Origin of the sequence: Streptomyces sp. NPDC052042 (assembly GCF_044548345.1) — a bacterium.
GTDB lineage: Bacteria > Actinomycetota > Actinomycetes > Streptomycetales > Streptomycetaceae > Streptomyces.
This window is the reverse complement of record NZ_JBIUBU010000008.1, coordinates 16,851-30,520: the sequence shown is the minus strand read 5'-3', so window position 1 is coordinate 30,520 and position 13,670 is coordinate 16,851. Positions and strand designations below refer to the sequence as shown.

Genomic DNA, 13,670 nt, shown 5'->3' with positions numbered 1-13,670 from the left:
AAAGGGGTGGGGCCGTGAAGAGAGGAGGGGCCGTGGAACCGGGAACTGACGCGAACGAAGCTGAGGCGGAAAAAGCCGAGGCAGGAGAAAACGGGGGGAGCGGATCCGGGTCAAGGGGACCGGGGTAAAGAAATGAGCCCCGGCGCCAGGGGGGGGTGGGCGCCGGGACTCAGCTCGGGGGCGTCGTACGGGACGACGCTCAGGGCGTCACGCGGAGCGGCATCCGAGGCGTCACACAAAGGCGACGCCCAGGGCTCAAGCGAAGCGACCTGCTCCGGAGGTTACTGGACGACCGCTCACGCCGCGGCGTCAAAACCCGTGTCGCGGGCCATGCGCTTCAGTTCGAGCAGTGCGTGCTTCTCGATCTGACGGATCCGCTCGCGGGTCAGGCCGTGCTGCTTGCCCACTTCGGTGAGGGTCCGCTCGCGGCCGTCCTCGATGCCGTACCGCATGCGGATGATGGAGGCGGTGCGCTGGTCGAGCTTGCCGATCAGGTCCTCCAGCTCCTCGCTGCGCAGCAGCGTCATGACCGACTGCTCGGGCGACACCGCGGAGGTGTCCTCCAGCAGATCGCCGAACTGCGTCTCGCCCTCGTCGTCCACGGACATGTTGAGGCTGACCGGGTCACGGGCCCAGTCCAGGACATCGCCGACGCGCTCCGGCGTGGAGTCCAGCTCGGCGGCGATCTCCGTGTGCTCCGGCTCGCGCCCGTGTTCGCGGTTGAACTCGCGCTGCACACGACGGATCCGGCCGAGCTCCTCCACCAGATGGACCGGGAGCCGGATCGTGCGGGACTGGTCGGCTATGGAGCGGGTGATGGCCTGACGGATCCACCACGTCGCGTACGTGGAGAACTTGAAGCCCTTGGCGTAGTCGAACTTCTCGACCGCGCGCACGAGGCCCGCGTTCCCCTCCTGGATCAGGTCGAGCAGGGGCAGCCCGGCCCGCGGGTAACGGCGTGCCACGGCGACCACGAGCCGCAGGTTGGAGCGGATGAACATGTCCTTGGCCCGCTCGCCCTCGGCGACCAGAGCCACCAGCTCCTCGCGCGTCGCTCCGCCGGCGTCGCTCTCCACCACGCCGTCGAGTATCTGCCGGGCGTAGACACCGGCCTCGACGGCCTGTGACAGCTCGACTTCCCTCGCGGCGTCGAGCAGGGGCGTACGGGCGATCTCGTCCAGGTACATGCCGACCAGGTCGCGATCGGCGATCTCTCCGCCCGCGCGAGCACTGCTCGCCCGGTTGGTCCCACCACTGGCGGACGAACGACGGGCGACGGCACGGGTTGCCATGCGAGCTCCCTTGCTGAGTAAGTCGCGACACCCTCCTCGGGTGCCCTGCATCCGATGGAAACAACGACTGGAATCAGGACAGAATTCCCATGCCCGGCATTCAATTTCGCGATCATGCAGTACCCTGCGTCGCCCGCGGTACGGGCGAGCACACCGCACGATCAAGCAGAAACGCAGGTCAGACCGAGCATTGAGGGCGGTCCACGGACGCTCGGGCATATCCCCGGCCATGACGCGTATGAGATTGCGGTCACATCCGATTCGGCCCTCTTCACACCCGAACAGCGGCCGCCGTGCTTTCGTTCCCTTTCCCATCCTGAAGACGGCCCGCGCCGTCTCCAGGTTGCTTGGGATGTCCGTATTGCCGGTTCCGCCGCGGACCGGCCGCTCGCGCGTTTCGGTCTCCGTCGCGCCGGCGCGTAGGCCGGGGCGGGTGTGGAAGCACGGTGCCTACCGTGCCATGACCTGGTAAGGGAAGCGGCTGGGTCTGCGGTCCTAGGGCCGGGGCACGGGTCCGGATTACGCCCACGGCCCGTTACGCTTCACGGGGCGCGCCCCTAGCGTGCTTCCGTATGAGCGATACCAGGAGCGGGGATTCCCGGGTCCCCGACGGAACCACGGACACGAACTTCGACGGCACCGCGCGCCCGTTCACCCACGACGATCACCGCGCCCACGGTGGTCACGTCGACCGTGACGCCGCCTCGGACGCCCGCAGCACCCGCGCCGCCCGCGCCGACGACACCACCGGCACGCTCGACGAGGCGCTGGAGCGGCTCCACTCCTCGGGCCCGGAGCGCGACGGCTGGCTGAGCAACCACGCCCCGATGGCTGTCGAGGCGCTGGTCCGGCACGGTCAGGCACCGACCGTCCACCGATGGCTCGACCACTACCGGCACAAGCTGGAGGACATGCCCGGCACCACGTCGCGGGTCACGGCGGAGAACTGGCGCGAGGCCCTGGGCGACCCGCGACGGATCGCGGACTGGACGGCGTACTTCGCACAGGAGACGACCGAGCGCCCCTGGCGGGAGGTGCTGGCCGAGTGGTGGCCGCGGCTGCTGCCCGGGATCGCGGCGGGCGCCACCCACCCCGTCATCCGGGTCGGCCACGCCGCGCGCACCCTGCTCGCCGGTGAGGCGAGCGCGCCCCGGGTCGCGGAGCTGGCCCACGGCCTCGGCTACTGGGCCGCCCGGCACCAGCCGCTCCCGGCGCTGACCCCGTTGGCGCCCGCCCCGAGTGCCGCGACCGCGCTGGACGCGGTGCCTCCGGTGTCCGCTCAGAGCGGCGGCATCCGGGACCGGCTGGCACTGCTCACCGGGTTCCCGGTGTGGCCGCGGCAACCGGTCGGCGACCCGGACGAGGCGCAAACCCGCCTGGAAGAACTGGTGCGGGCCGCGACCCACCGCTACGCCGCGTACGGGCACGGCGAACCGGTCATGCTGGTGCACGCCGCGACCGCGCCCAACGCCGTACTGCGCGCCCTGCCCGCGCTCCCCCGCACGCTGTGGGCGCCGAGCCTGGAGGCCGCCTGGGCGGCGAGCGCCGCGGTCACCGCCGCGTACGCCCCGTCCGAGCCCGCCCCGGCCCCGACCCGGCACGCATCCGCGACCGCCTCCGCGCCCCCGTCCTCGTGCCCGCGCTCCTCCTCGTCAGCCGAGGAGCTGTTCGCCAGGGCTGCGGCGCACGGCGACGACCACGCCATCAAGTTCGCCGACACCGCACTGGACGTGGGCGACGACACCGCCCTGCTCGCCGGGCTCCGCGCGGTCGAGCTGATCCCCCCGGCCCCCTGACGCAGCCGGCCGCACGATTCCGATGACGCCCACCGCCTCAGCCGAACTGCACCGAGCGCTTCGCGAGCCCCATCCAGAACCCGTCGATGACGCTCCGTCCCCGGTCCAGCTCTTCCTCCGCGGCGCCGAGCGTCACGAAGAGCGGCGCGAAGTGCTCGGTGCGCGGATGGGCCAGCCGGCCGGCCGGGGACTTGCGTTCGAAGTCCAGCAACGCGTCGACATCCTGCGCGCGGAGCGCCCGGTCCCCCCATTCGTCGAACTCCGACGACCAGCCGGGGACACCACCCGCGTGGCGCAGCGCGACCAGGTTGTGGGTGAAGAAGCCGCTGCCGACGATCAGGACGCCCTGGTCGCGCAGGGGTGCGAGCCTGCGCCCGATGTCCATGAGCTCTCGCGGGTCCAGCGTCGGCATGGAGATCTGAAGCACGGGGATGTCCGCGTCGGGGAACATCTCCGCCAGCGGCACGTACGCGCCGTGGTCGAGCCCGCGGTGGGGCGTGTCCTGGACCGGCGTTCCCGCACGCCGCAGCAGCTTGCGCACGTCCTGCGCCAGCTCCGGCGCGCCCGGAGCGGCGTACCGCACCTGGTAGTAGTGCTCGGGGAAGCCCCAGAAGTCGTAGACGAGCGGAACCGTCTCCGTCGCGCCGAGCGCGAGCGGCGCCTCCTCCCAGTGCGCGGAGACCATCAGGATCGCGCGGGGCCGGGGCAAGGCAGCGGACCAGGCGGCCAGTTCACCGGGCCAGACCGGGTCGTCGGCCAGCGGTGGCGCTCCGTGGGAGAGGTAGAGGGCGGGCATGCGCTCCGCGGCGACTGTCATGGCACTCCCCATCCGCTGCTGCTCAAGGTATGTCTTTTTAAGGTCTCTTTGAAAAGGAAGGATTCTTTAATCTTCAAGCTCCTACCCCCTGAGACCTTAGCCCTATCTAGTTAAACTTTCAAGAAAAGGCATACAGTGGAGTACATGACCACGGCACCACCCGGCGAACCGCGCTGGCTCTCGGATGAAGAGCAGAGAGCGTGGCGTGCGTATCTCCACGCCACCATGCTTCTGGAGGACCATCTCGACCGCCAGTTGCAACGTGACGCCGGCATGCCGCACATCTACTACGGACTGCTCGTCCAGCTCTCCCAGGCGCCGCGCCGCCGTAAGCGGATGACCCAACTGGCCAAGGACGCCAAGATCACCCGCTCACGGCTCTCCCATGCCGTCGCACGGCTGGAGAAGAGCGGCTGGGTGCGCCGCGAGGACTGCCCGTCCGACAAGCGCGGCCAGAACGCCGTCCTCACCGACCGGGGCCACGAGATGCTCAGCCGGTCCGCGCCGGGCCATGTCGGCGCCGTACGGCAGGCGATGTTCGACCGGCTCACGCCCGAGCAGGTGCACTCGCTCGGCGAGATCATGCAGGTCATCGCCACCGGGCTGCAGCCGGAGGACACGGACGCGGATCTCCCCTGGCTTCGGTGAGCGCGGTTCGGCGGGCGGCCGGCCCCGCCCGAACCATGGCCGCGGTCATGGTCGTCATCACGAGGAACGGAGCCCGGGTTCGGCTCCGTCCCGGTACCACCTGCGCGGAACCGGAACGGAGCCGAGCCGTACGCCGGTGCGTGCCGTAGGTCGGCGCAGGGCGTAGCCGTAGCTCGCCCCCGCTCACTTCCGCGGTCCGCTGCGACCCGCCGCACACCTCCCGGCCGGAAAACCAGCCGAACGGCCCACCCAGCGAGCGGGGTCACGCCTCCCGTCCCAGGCTGATCAGCAGAGCGCAGTCGGGGTCGGCCGACTGCCGCGGACCCCGAGGCGCCTAGATGGAACATCCCCGCCACCGGATACGCAGGCATCGCGGCCCGATCGCGCTCACCTCGGCGACGGCTCTGGTGGTCGCCGCAGTGGCGACGGCCAGCAGCAGCATTCCGATACCCAGCCCGGCCTCGGCCGGTCCGGTGGCCGAGCCCCGGGCGGCGGGTGTGGCCGCGTGCCGGATACCGGCGGCCATGGGGGTGCAGATGTCGGAGGGCATACCGACCCCGAAGGGGTACGTCCGTTCCACGGGCAAGGTCCGCGCCCTCAACCTGATGATCGACTTTCCGGACGCGCAGGGCACCGAGCCGGCGATGGACCGGTACGCGGAGTTCTTCCCGCAGACCGTCACCTGGTTCCGGACCGCTTCGTACGGGCGGCTCGTGTACATCCCCGACGCCCCTGTGAAGAGCTGGCTGCGGATGCCGCTGCCGTTCGCCGAGTACGGAATAGACCGGGGGGCACCGTACGAACCGGGTTACCGGCACCTCGTCCAGGACATCGTCGCCGCCGCCGATGCGAAGGTGGACTTCAGCAGATACGACCTGGTCAACATCCTGGTCACGCCGAACGCCGGTCCTCCCGCGCTCGAAACCGTCCTGTCCGTGACCTTCGCCGGCAACGCCAACGCCCCGCACGCGGACGGCGTCCCGCTCGCCAACACGTCCTTCATCTACAGCCGTCAGGACGACGGTTCGGGGTCGTACAGGCGGACCGGATTCCGCGTCCTGCCGCATGAGAACGGCCATGTCTTCGGCCTTCCCGACCTGTACACCATGGAGGGCGGCGGTGCGGTCGGGCACTGGGACATCATGTCCGAGGACTGGGGGGCCGACAACGACCTGCTCGGCTGGCACAAGTGGAAGCTGGGCTGGCTGGACAACAGCCAGGTCGCCTGTGTCGCCCGGTCCGGCACCAGCGAACACCTCCTCGAACCGCTGGCCACCCGGGGCGGCACGAAGCTGGCGTTCATACCGTCGAGCACCGAATCCGGCTACGCGGTGGAGGTACGGACCCGGGCGGGCAACGACGAGGAGGTGTGCCGGCCCGGCGTGCTCATCTACCGCGTCAACTCGGACATCGACACCGGTCAGGGTCCGGTGTCGGTCATGGACAGCACCAAGAAGAGCGGTGGCTGCACCCGGCTGCCCAATGTGCACGCCGAACTCTCCGACGCCGCTTTCCGGCCCGGCCAGACCTTCACCGACCGGAGGACCGGGATACGCATATCCGTGGTCGAGAAGAACGACGACGGGAACTACCGGGTCCGGATATCCCGCCCCTGAACGGCCCCGCCTCCCGGCTCCGGTTCGTCCCGGCCGGACGCCACGCGCCCGTCCCGGTCGGCGACGCGCCCCACCGGACCGGCGACGCGCCCCTCCGGACCGGCGACGCGCCCCTCCGGACCGGTGACGCGCCCGTCCGGGTCGGCGAGATGCCCGTCCCGGTCGGCGACGACGTGCGCGAAGTCCTCGGGCACGCCGGTCCGCCGCCTACCGTCGTCGTCCAGATAGCGCCAGGCGAACGGCAGGCCGCGCGCAGTCATGACATCGGAGCCGTCCATCAGCTGGAAGTGCAGGTGCGGTTCGGAGGAGTTGCCGGAGTTCCCGCAGGTGGCGATCTCCTGGCCGACCGCCACCCTGTCCCCCGCCGCCACCCGCAGGGAACCGCGCCGCAGATGGGCGTAGACCGCGTACACGCCGTCGCCCAGATCCATCACGACGTGGTTCCCCAGGAGGTGGCGGGGGCGGCCCAGGGTGCGGACGAATCCCTCCAGGTAGAGGTAGGCGAGGCCGGGCAGTGACGTCCGGGACAGGTGGTCGCGCTGCTTGCTCGCGGTCGTGACGACCACCCCGTCGGCCACGGCGAGCACCGGTGCCCCGAAGGACGAGTAGTGCCGGGGCCTCCGGCCGAAGGGCACGAGCCAGTTGAACGGCGGCGGGGCCGGGACGTCCGCTCCGTCCTGCGCGGGGGCCGGGTCGTGCTTCAGGTCCACGGCGTACGTCTGCGCATGACTGTGCACATGGCTGGGGACCTTCGTCGCGGGCCCGTTCAGCACCATCCACCGACCGGTCACCGGCACACCGACCGGCACCGCGGGCCGCTCCCCGCGCGGACGCTGACTGCGCCCCAGGGTCCAGCGCATCAGGCCGCCGACGACGAGCAGCACAACGCCGGTGTACCAGAGGGGGCCGAGGCCCCGGCCGTTCGCCAGGACGCACAACGCGCCCACACCGAAGACCGGTCCATGCCACCTCCAGAGCGCCTTCAGCGCGGTCGGCACCTTCGCCCCGCTCGTCGCCCTCGATTCACTCTGCGCCTTCGACGCCCTCGACTCTTCCGACACCGCGCACCCCCGCTCTCGTTCCGCTCGCGGGGCAGCACAGTTGACGAGTCGTCACAACACGACGGTCCGACATGGCCTGCCCCCGCGCAGCCACTCCCACGCCCGTTCACCGTCTTTGCTCTTCGTTGACCATCACTTTACGCATCACGTGGTGCGCTCACACAAGAGGGCGCGGCGAGGGCAGGGCGGCGCAAGGAGCCGTCGTCGAGACGGAACGTCCGGCACCCGCCGACTCGAACACATCTCAGTTGCTAGATTACGCAACTGAGCAATCGTTGACGGGGGGCCGCCGCAATCGCGACCCGCCGCCCGAGGAGGGACTCTGATGTCTGTCGCCCACCGGACGCCACCACGACCCGGCCCCGCCCCGACCGCGAAGGCCGCACACGCCGTCCGGGCCGCACGAAGCGCCCTGGCGGCCCTGGCCCTGACCCTGGTGGCCTGCGGCCTGTTCGCGGGCGCACCGGCGCCCGCGGCGGCCGCGACCGCCGACGCACAGGCCACGGCCGCCGGACTCGACGCCGTGGCGGAGGCCCTGCGGAAGGGGCCCGTGTACGTCGATCCGCGGGTCCGGGGGAAGCTCTCCGAGGCCGACGCCAAGGAACTCGCGAAGAAGATCGAGGACGCCGGCAAGCCGGTGTTCGTCGCCGTGCTGCCCGAAGCGGCCGAGTTCGCGCCCGGCACGCTGATGCGGGACCTGCGCACCCTGGTCGGCGTCACCGGCGTGTACGCGGTGCGCCTGGGCGACGGCTTCGACGCGAAGGCGGACTCCTCGGTGATGTCGCGCGACGCGATCGGCAATCTGACCGGAGCCGTCAAGCGCTCCCACTCCGGCGACCCCGCCGGAATGCTGACCGCCTTCGTCGACCGGGCCACCGCACAGGCCGGCGGCCGGGCCCCGGACACCTGGGGCGGGTCCGCGGACGACGGGGGCGGCGGGGCATCGGCGCTGCTCGCCGTCGGCGCGGTCGCGGCGGTCGGCGCCGGCGGCTACGCCTGGTACCGCCGGAACCGGAAGAAGCGCGAGCGCGCCGAGCTGGACGCCCTGCGCGTCGTCGTGGACGAGGACATCACCGCCTTCGGCGAGGAACTGGACCGGCTCGACTTCCGCCCCTCCGGGCCGGGCACCGACGACGCGATGCGGGAGGACTACACCCGCGCCCTCGACGCGTACGACAAGGCCAAGGAGTTGATGGCCGCCGCCGCCGCGCCGCAGGACGTCCGGGCGGTGACCGAGGCCCTGGCGGAGGGACGGTTCGCACTCGCCACCCTGGCCGCGCGCCGCAACGGCACTCCGCTGCCCGAGCGCCGCGTCCCCTGCTTCTTCGACCCCCGCCACGGCCCCTCCACGGAGGACGTGTCGTGGGCCCCGCCCGGCGGCGCGCCCCGCGACGTGCCCGCGTGCCGCGTCGACGCCGAACTCCTCGCGTCCGGGCAAGAACCGATGGCCCGTCAGGTCCAGACCGCCGAGGGCCCGCAGCCGTACTGGAACGCGGGCCCCGCCTACGCCCCCTGGGCAGGCGGCTACTTCGGCGGGGCGGTCGGCGCCGTGGGCGGGCTGCTGGTGGGCACGATGCTGGGTTCGGCGCTCAGCGCCCCGGCCGCGTTCGCCGACGCCCCGTCGGGAGACGGCGGCCTCGGCTCCGGGGCTCCGGGCGGGGGCGAGTTCACCGGATCCGACTTCAACTCGTCGGACTTCGGAGGCGGTTTCGACGGAGGGGGCCTCGGCGGGGGAAGCTTCGACGGCGGAGGCGACTTCGGAGGCGGCGACTGGTGATCTCCACCCCACCCAAAACTTAAAGAATTGCGCAATAATTGAACTATGACTGCGGATGCGAACGACTCGCCGTGCTGGGAAAGCGCGATTCTCGACGGCGGCCCCGCCGACGGACTGCGGACGCGCGTCACGGACCGCCCCGGAGTGCTCCAGGTGACATACCCGTGCCAACTGGACGCCTCTCCGGGCGACATACAGGTGGAAGCGCTCTACGTCTACCGCCGGGACCTCCGGGTACGGAGCGAACCGCTGAGGTACGGCTTCGACCGCGCCAGCCCCTGACCGTACCGCCGGCGAGCCCGCCCTCCCCCGGGGCGGGCTCGCCGGTTCCTCCGACCGGCCGGGACCCTGCGCACCGGGTCGGGGCCTCACGACCGTCCAGGCACCCTGTGGCCCTGAGGCGGCGTGGGCCTCACGACCGTCCCGAGACCGCCTTCCCGGCCTTGTCCCAGTTGGTGTGCAGCCGGTCCAGATAGGACTGGGCCTGGCTGCCCGGACGTGCTCCGCGGGCGAAGGCCAGCATGTTGCCCGACCCGGTGTTGTAGCCGAGCGCCAGCAGTTCGTCCTTCGTGTGCGCCCCGGCCCACCGAGCGGGCAGCATCGCCGCCAGGTCGTGCAGGTGCCAGGCGGCGGCCTCGATCGCCAGGTCGCGGTCGTCGGGCAGGTCCTCCCAGCGGCGGCCCGCGAGGCCGTGCCGCCGTTTCGTCTCGTCGAAGGCGGCGCGGTGCATGTTCGCGATGCCGAAGGAGGCGTCCGGCTTGTATCGCTGCCAGGTCCGCTCCAGCTCCGGATCGTGCGGCTTGTACGCCTCGTTGTAGAGGATCGCCATCAGCAGCCGGGGCTCGATTCCGGCCCGGGCCGCATGGGTCCGTACCGGCGCGGCGTAGGACGCCGGATCGTAGGCCCTGGCCGGTGGCCGGGCCGGACCGCTCGCCCCGGGCGCCGGGGGGCTCGGCTCGGCGGTCGTGCCCGGCCCGCCGGGCGTGGCCGTGGCCGACGGGGCTCCGGACGGCGAGGGCAGGGACGCGTCCGCCGTGTCGGACGCGGTGCCTCCGCGTACCAGCAGCCAGGCCACCAGGACGAGCACCGGAACCGTGAACCAGCGCCCGCGCGCCCCGGAGTCCGCCATCTCCGCCGCCTCCTCCGGTGCACCCGCCGATTCCCCACCAGCCTACGGAGTCCGGCGGCATCGGCGAGGCGGCGAGCGGCACCACCCCACCCGCACCCACCCGGACGCCGCAATGCTCGCCCCGAGGCCGGGACCGGCCGCCGCGTCCACGGACACCGCGCCCGGCCCTGGCACAGCGTCTACACGCGGGCACCGCGCTTCTCGTAGCGGCGGCGGGCGACCGCGAGGGCGACGGCGTACAGCCCGAGGACGACCACCAGCAGCAGGTAATAGACACCTGGCAGGACCATCATGCCGAGGGGCGGGCCCAGCGGGGAGAGCGGCAGCAGCAGACCGGTGACGGCCAGCGCGGCGGCGGCGCGGCCGACCGGGCTGACCCCGCGGGCCCCGAAGCCGCCGCTCGCCCCGAAGCCGCCGCTCGCCTCGGCGGCGCGGCGGCCGGTCCGCAGGAGCACCATCACCAGGGCCTGGGTGAGCAGGTTCTCCGTGAACCAGCCGGAGTGGAACAACGCCTCGTCGTCCGCGCCGCCCGGGCCTCGCAGGGTGAATGCGAGCACCGCGAAGGTGGCCAGGTCGGCGACGGCGTTGAGCGCGCCGAAGGCGGTGATGAAGCGGAGGAAGTCGCGCGGCCGGAGCATGGTCGGGCGGCTGAGCGCGGCCGGGGCGACCCGGTCGTAGGAGAAGGTGAGCTGGGCCGCGTCGAAACACAGGTTCTGGACGAGTGCCTGGACCGGGAGCATCGGCAGGAACGGCAGCAGCAGCCCGGCGGCGAGCATGGCGATGACGTTGCCGAGGTTCGACGAGAGCGTGATGCGCAGATACGTCGCGATGGTGACGCTGCTGTGCCGCCCCGCCGTGATCGCGTGGTCGATCGCGGTCAGGTCCTTGCCGTGGTCGGCGAGCACCACCCCGGCGCTCTCCCGGGCCACGTCGACGGCGTCGCGTGGACAGATCCCGATGTCGGCGGCGTGCAGTGCGGGCAGGTCGTTGACGCCGTCGCCGAGGAAGCCGGTGGTGTGACCCGCGGCCCGCAGCGTGGTGACGATGCGCGCCTTGTGCTCGGGGGTGCAGCGGGCGAACACGGTGGTCCGGTCGGCGAGTTCGGCCAGTTCCCGGTCCGTGAGCCGGTCGATGCGGTCCGCCGTGCACACCTCACCCGGGTCGAGGCCCAGATCGCGGCAGGCCCGGGCCACGGTGCCGGGGTGGTCCCCGGTGAGCACCTTGACCGTGACGCCGCGGTCGGCGAGGACGCGCAGGGCGCCGGAAGCGGAGGGCACCAGTTCCTCGCGCAGCGCCACGAAGCCGGTGAACGTCAGGCCGCGCTCGTCGGCGGGCGTGTACGGGCGCTGCCGTGCGGGGCGTTCGGCGGTGGCGACGGCGAGGAGGCGCAGCCCGTCGTCCGCCCGGCTCGCGGCGAGCGCGAGCAGCCGCCGCCGTTCGGCCTCGTCGAGCGCGCACCGTTCCAGCACGTTCTCGACCGCGCCCTTGACCACGAGGGTGTGGACACCGAGGCGGCCGGGGGTGCGCACGACGGCGGTGGAGAGACGGCGGGCGGGATCGAAGGGCACGGCCGCGATCCCGTCGTAGTCGAACGCCTCGTGGCCGCCCCCGTCGTGGCCGCCCCCGTCGTGACCGACCGCGACGAGACCGACCGCGTCGGTGCCGTCGGTGCCGTCGGCCGCGCCGGACCCGCCGCCGCCGGCATCGGCCGCGTCGAGGATCGCCTCGTCCAGGGCGTCGGGGACGGGCAGGTCGGCGAGCTGGAGCGTCCACCACGCGTTGACCGCGGCCCAGCGCAGCACCTCCGGGTCTTCCCGGCCGTCGACGTCCAGCGCGCGGACCACGACGGGCCGGTCCTGGGTGAGCGTGCCGGTCTTGTCCAGGCACAGCACGTCGACAGCGCCCAGGTCGTGCAGCGCGGGCAGTCTCCGTACGATCACGCCGTGGGCGCGGGCGAGGAGCGACGCGCCGCGCGCCAGGCACGTGGTGACGATGACCGGCAGCATCTCGGGCGTCAGCCCCACCGCCACCGCCACCGCGAACGGCAGCGTCTCCAGGCCCCGGCCGCGCAGCGCCGCGTTCGCCATCAGCACCAGCGGCGGCGTCAGCAGCATGAACCGGATCAGGATCCAGGAGATGCCGTGCACCGACCGGTCGAAGGCGCTCCGGCCGCGCGGGGGCACGGCGTCGTGCGCGGCGGCGAACCGGGTGTGCGCCCCGGTCGCGACGACCACCGCGGTGCCGCTGCCCGCCATGACGCTGCTGCCCTGGAAGCACAGCTGGGGCGCGCCGAAGGGGCCGCTCTCCGGCGTCCCGCCGCCCGCCGCCCGGTCCCCGGGCGCCCCGCTCCCCGCCGGTCCGGCCTCCGACCGCTCGTACCCCGGTACCCCGCTCACCGGCGTCCCGCTCACCGGCCGGTTCGGGACGTCGACGGGGTGTTTGACGACCGGGGCCGATTCCCCGGTGAGCGCCGCCTGGTTCACGCTCAGGTTGTTCGCGCGCAGCAGCCGCACATCGGCGGGGACCAGGTCCCCGGGGCCCAGGCGGACCACGTCCCCGGGCACCAGCTCGTCGACCGGGAGCTCACGGGCCACCGGCGCCGCTTCGTCGTCCGCGCGGCGCAGGACGGTCGCGGTGGTCGCGACCAGCTCCCGCAGCCCGGCCATCGACCGGTCGGCGCGGTACTCCCCCGCCGACCGCAGCACACAACTGACCACCACCAGCACGGTGATCACACAGGCGGTGCCCCAGGCCGCGACGGCCGCGGACACCAGGCCGAGGCAGAGCAGCACCCCCGTGAACGGATCACGAAGGCTGCGCAGGAAGCGTCCGGCCCATGAGACGGTCCGCCGGGCGGGAAGCGTGTTCTCGCCGAACACGGCCAGGCGCTGTGCCGCGTCCCCGTCCGTCAGGCCGCGCGGGCCGCTGTCCAGCGCGCGCAGTACCTGGAGGGAGGTCAGCTCGCGCAGGGCCCCGCCGGTGACGGCGGTCCCGCCCCGCGACGGAGCAGCCGACGGCACGAGGGCCGCGGGTCCGGGCGCCGTGAGACCCGACTCCTCGGCCTCGGAGGTCTCAGGCACCGGTCCTGCGGAGCGCGCGCACCGGCGCGGACGTGCCGTCGGCCCGCGCGGTCAACTGGCCGACCATCAGCCGTACGACCGTCACGACATCGGGATCGTCCACGAAGTACACCATGCGCCGGCCTTCACGGCGAGAGCGTACGAGGCCCGCGAGCTTCAGCTTCGTCAGGTGCTGGCTGACCGCGGGCAGCGCGCCGCCCACCCGCTCCGCGAGTCCGGTGACATCACTCTCGCCCTGGGCCAGCGCCCACACGATGTGCAGCCGGGCCGAGGACGCCAGCAGTCCGAAGGCCGCGGCGGCCTCCGCGAGCACCTCGGCAGGCGGGTCCTCGAAGCCGTCCACGCCTGTCGCCACCGTCGTCCCTCCCTTTCGCCGGATCGCCTGCGAACCTGCCCAGTCTACGGGCTGTCCCGTCATCCCCGGCGGGCGCGAGGCGTCGGCTACGGCACCTCG

Annotated in this window: 11 protein-coding genes; 5 read left to right on the top strand and 6 right to left on the bottom strand. The window is 72.5% G+C overall.

The window, feature by feature from the left end; translation table 11 throughout:
- Window positions 1–296: 296 nt before the first annotated feature.
- Entirely contained in the window at window positions 297–1,292 is a 996-nt protein-coding gene (locus ACIHCL_RS15695; RefSeq protein WP_399861934.1) for an RNA polymerase sigma factor RpoD/SigA, read from the bottom strand.
- Window positions 1,293–1,864: 572 nt separating this feature from the next.
- Here ACIHCL_RS15695 and ACIHCL_RS15690 point away from each other — a divergent pair.
- Window positions 1,865–3,088 carry a questin oxidase family protein gene (locus tag ACIHCL_RS15690; RefSeq protein ID WP_399861932.1) on the top strand — a complete coding sequence of 408 codons (1,224 nt, stop codon included), beginning with the start codon at window positions 1,865–1,867 and terminating at the stop codon, window positions 3,086–3,088.
- 37 nt (window positions 3,089–3,125) lie between these two features.
- On the opposite strand, the gene ACIHCL_RS15685 is transcribed toward ACIHCL_RS15690, so the two are convergent.
- Complete coding sequence (locus ACIHCL_RS15685; RefSeq protein WP_399861931.1) at window positions 3,126–3,905, bottom strand: dioxygenase; 780 nt, start codon at window positions 3,903–3,905, stop codon at window positions 3,126–3,128.
- A 135-nt stretch (window positions 3,906–4,040) separates the two neighbouring features.
- Here ACIHCL_RS15685 and ACIHCL_RS15680 point away from each other — a divergent pair, with 135 nt between their 5' ends.
- Window positions 4,041–4,553 (top strand): MarR family winged helix-turn-helix transcriptional regulator, encoded by a 513-nt coding sequence (locus tag ACIHCL_RS15680; protein WP_399861929.1) that lies wholly within the window; start codon window positions 4,041–4,043, stop codon window positions 4,551–4,553.
- A 338-nt stretch (window positions 4,554–4,891) separates the two neighbouring features.
- Window positions 4,892–6,169: a M6 family metalloprotease domain-containing protein gene (locus tag ACIHCL_RS15675; RefSeq protein ID WP_399861927.1), complete on the top strand. Its 1,278-nt coding sequence runs from the start codon at window positions 4,892–4,894 to the stop codon at window positions 6,167–6,169.
- Here ACIHCL_RS15675 and ACIHCL_RS15670 read toward each other — a convergent pair.
- Window positions 6,142–7,167, bottom strand: a complete 1,026-nt coding sequence (locus ACIHCL_RS15670) for a M23 family metallopeptidase (RefSeq protein WP_399861925.1) — start codon at window positions 7,165–7,167, stop codon at window positions 6,142–6,144. The genes ACIHCL_RS15675 and ACIHCL_RS15670 overlap by 28 nt on opposite strands.
- 388 nt (window positions 7,168–7,555) lie before the next feature.
- Here ACIHCL_RS15670 and ACIHCL_RS15665 point away from each other — a divergent pair, with 388 nt between their 5' ends.
- Together ACIHCL_RS15665 and ACIHCL_RS15660 are read left to right on the top strand one after the other, a co-directional pair.
- Complete coding sequence (locus ACIHCL_RS15665) at window positions 7,556–9,007, top strand: hypothetical protein (protein WP_399861923.1); 1,452 nt, start codon at window positions 7,556–7,558, stop codon at window positions 9,005–9,007.
- Window positions 9,008–9,052: 45 nt separating this feature from the next.
- A complete protein-coding gene (locus tag ACIHCL_RS15660) occupies window positions 9,053–9,289 on the top strand; it encodes a hypothetical protein (protein ID WP_399861921.1) in 237 nt (78 codons plus the stop codon).
- A 130-nt stretch (window positions 9,290–9,419) separates the two neighbouring features.
- Here the strand turns inward: ACIHCL_RS15660 and ACIHCL_RS15655 are convergent, their stop codons facing one another.
- From ACIHCL_RS15655 to ACIHCL_RS15645, 3 genes are all read right to left on the bottom strand, one after another.
- The gene (locus ACIHCL_RS15655; protein WP_399861919.1) at window positions 9,420–10,136 is read right to left on the bottom strand and encodes a lytic transglycosylase domain-containing protein; all 717 of its coding nucleotides are present in this window, start codon (window positions 10,134–10,136) and stop codon (window positions 9,420–9,422) included.
- Window positions 10,137–10,315: 179 nt separating this feature from the next.
- Window positions 10,316–13,216, bottom strand: coding sequence for an HAD-IC family P-type ATPase (locus ACIHCL_RS15650; RefSeq protein ID WP_399861917.1), 2,901 nt, complete (start codon window positions 13,214–13,216; stop codon window positions 10,316–10,318).
- Entirely contained in the window at window positions 13,209–13,571 is a 363-nt protein-coding gene (locus tag ACIHCL_RS15645; RefSeq protein WP_399861915.1) for an ArsR/SmtB family transcription factor, read from the bottom strand. Before ACIHCL_RS15645 ends, ACIHCL_RS15650 begins: the two co-directional genes overlap by 8 nt.
- Between the last annotated feature and the right edge of the window lie 99 nt (window positions 13,572–13,670).

Bases quoted from the DNA above. Each gene is read 5' to 3' on its own strand.
- ACIHCL_RS15695 (WP_399861934.1), bottom strand. From the start codon at position 1,292: ATGGCAACCCGTGCCGTCGCCCGTCGTTCGTCCGCCAGTGGTGGGACC.
- ACIHCL_RS15690 (WP_399861932.1), top strand. From the start codon at position 1,865: ATGAGCGATACCAGGAGCGGGGATTCCCGGGTCCCCGACGGAACCACG.
- ACIHCL_RS15685 (WP_399861931.1), bottom strand. From the start codon at position 3,905: ATGACAGTCGCCGCGGAGCGCATGCCCGCCCTCTACCTCTCCCACGGA.
- ACIHCL_RS15675 (WP_399861927.1), top strand. From the start codon at position 4,892: ATGGAACATCCCCGCCACCGGATACGCAGGCATCGCGGCCCGATCGCG.
- ACIHCL_RS15665 (WP_399861923.1), top strand. From the start codon at position 7,556: ATGTCTGTCGCCCACCGGACGCCACCACGACCCGGCCCCGCCCCGACC.
- ACIHCL_RS15660 (WP_399861921.1), top strand. From the start codon at position 9,053: ATGACTGCGGATGCGAACGACTCGCCGTGCTGGGAAAGCGCGATTCTC.
- ACIHCL_RS15655 (WP_399861919.1), bottom strand. From the start codon at position 10,136: ATGGCGGACTCCGGGGCGCGCGGGCGCTGGTTCACGGTTCCGGTGCTC.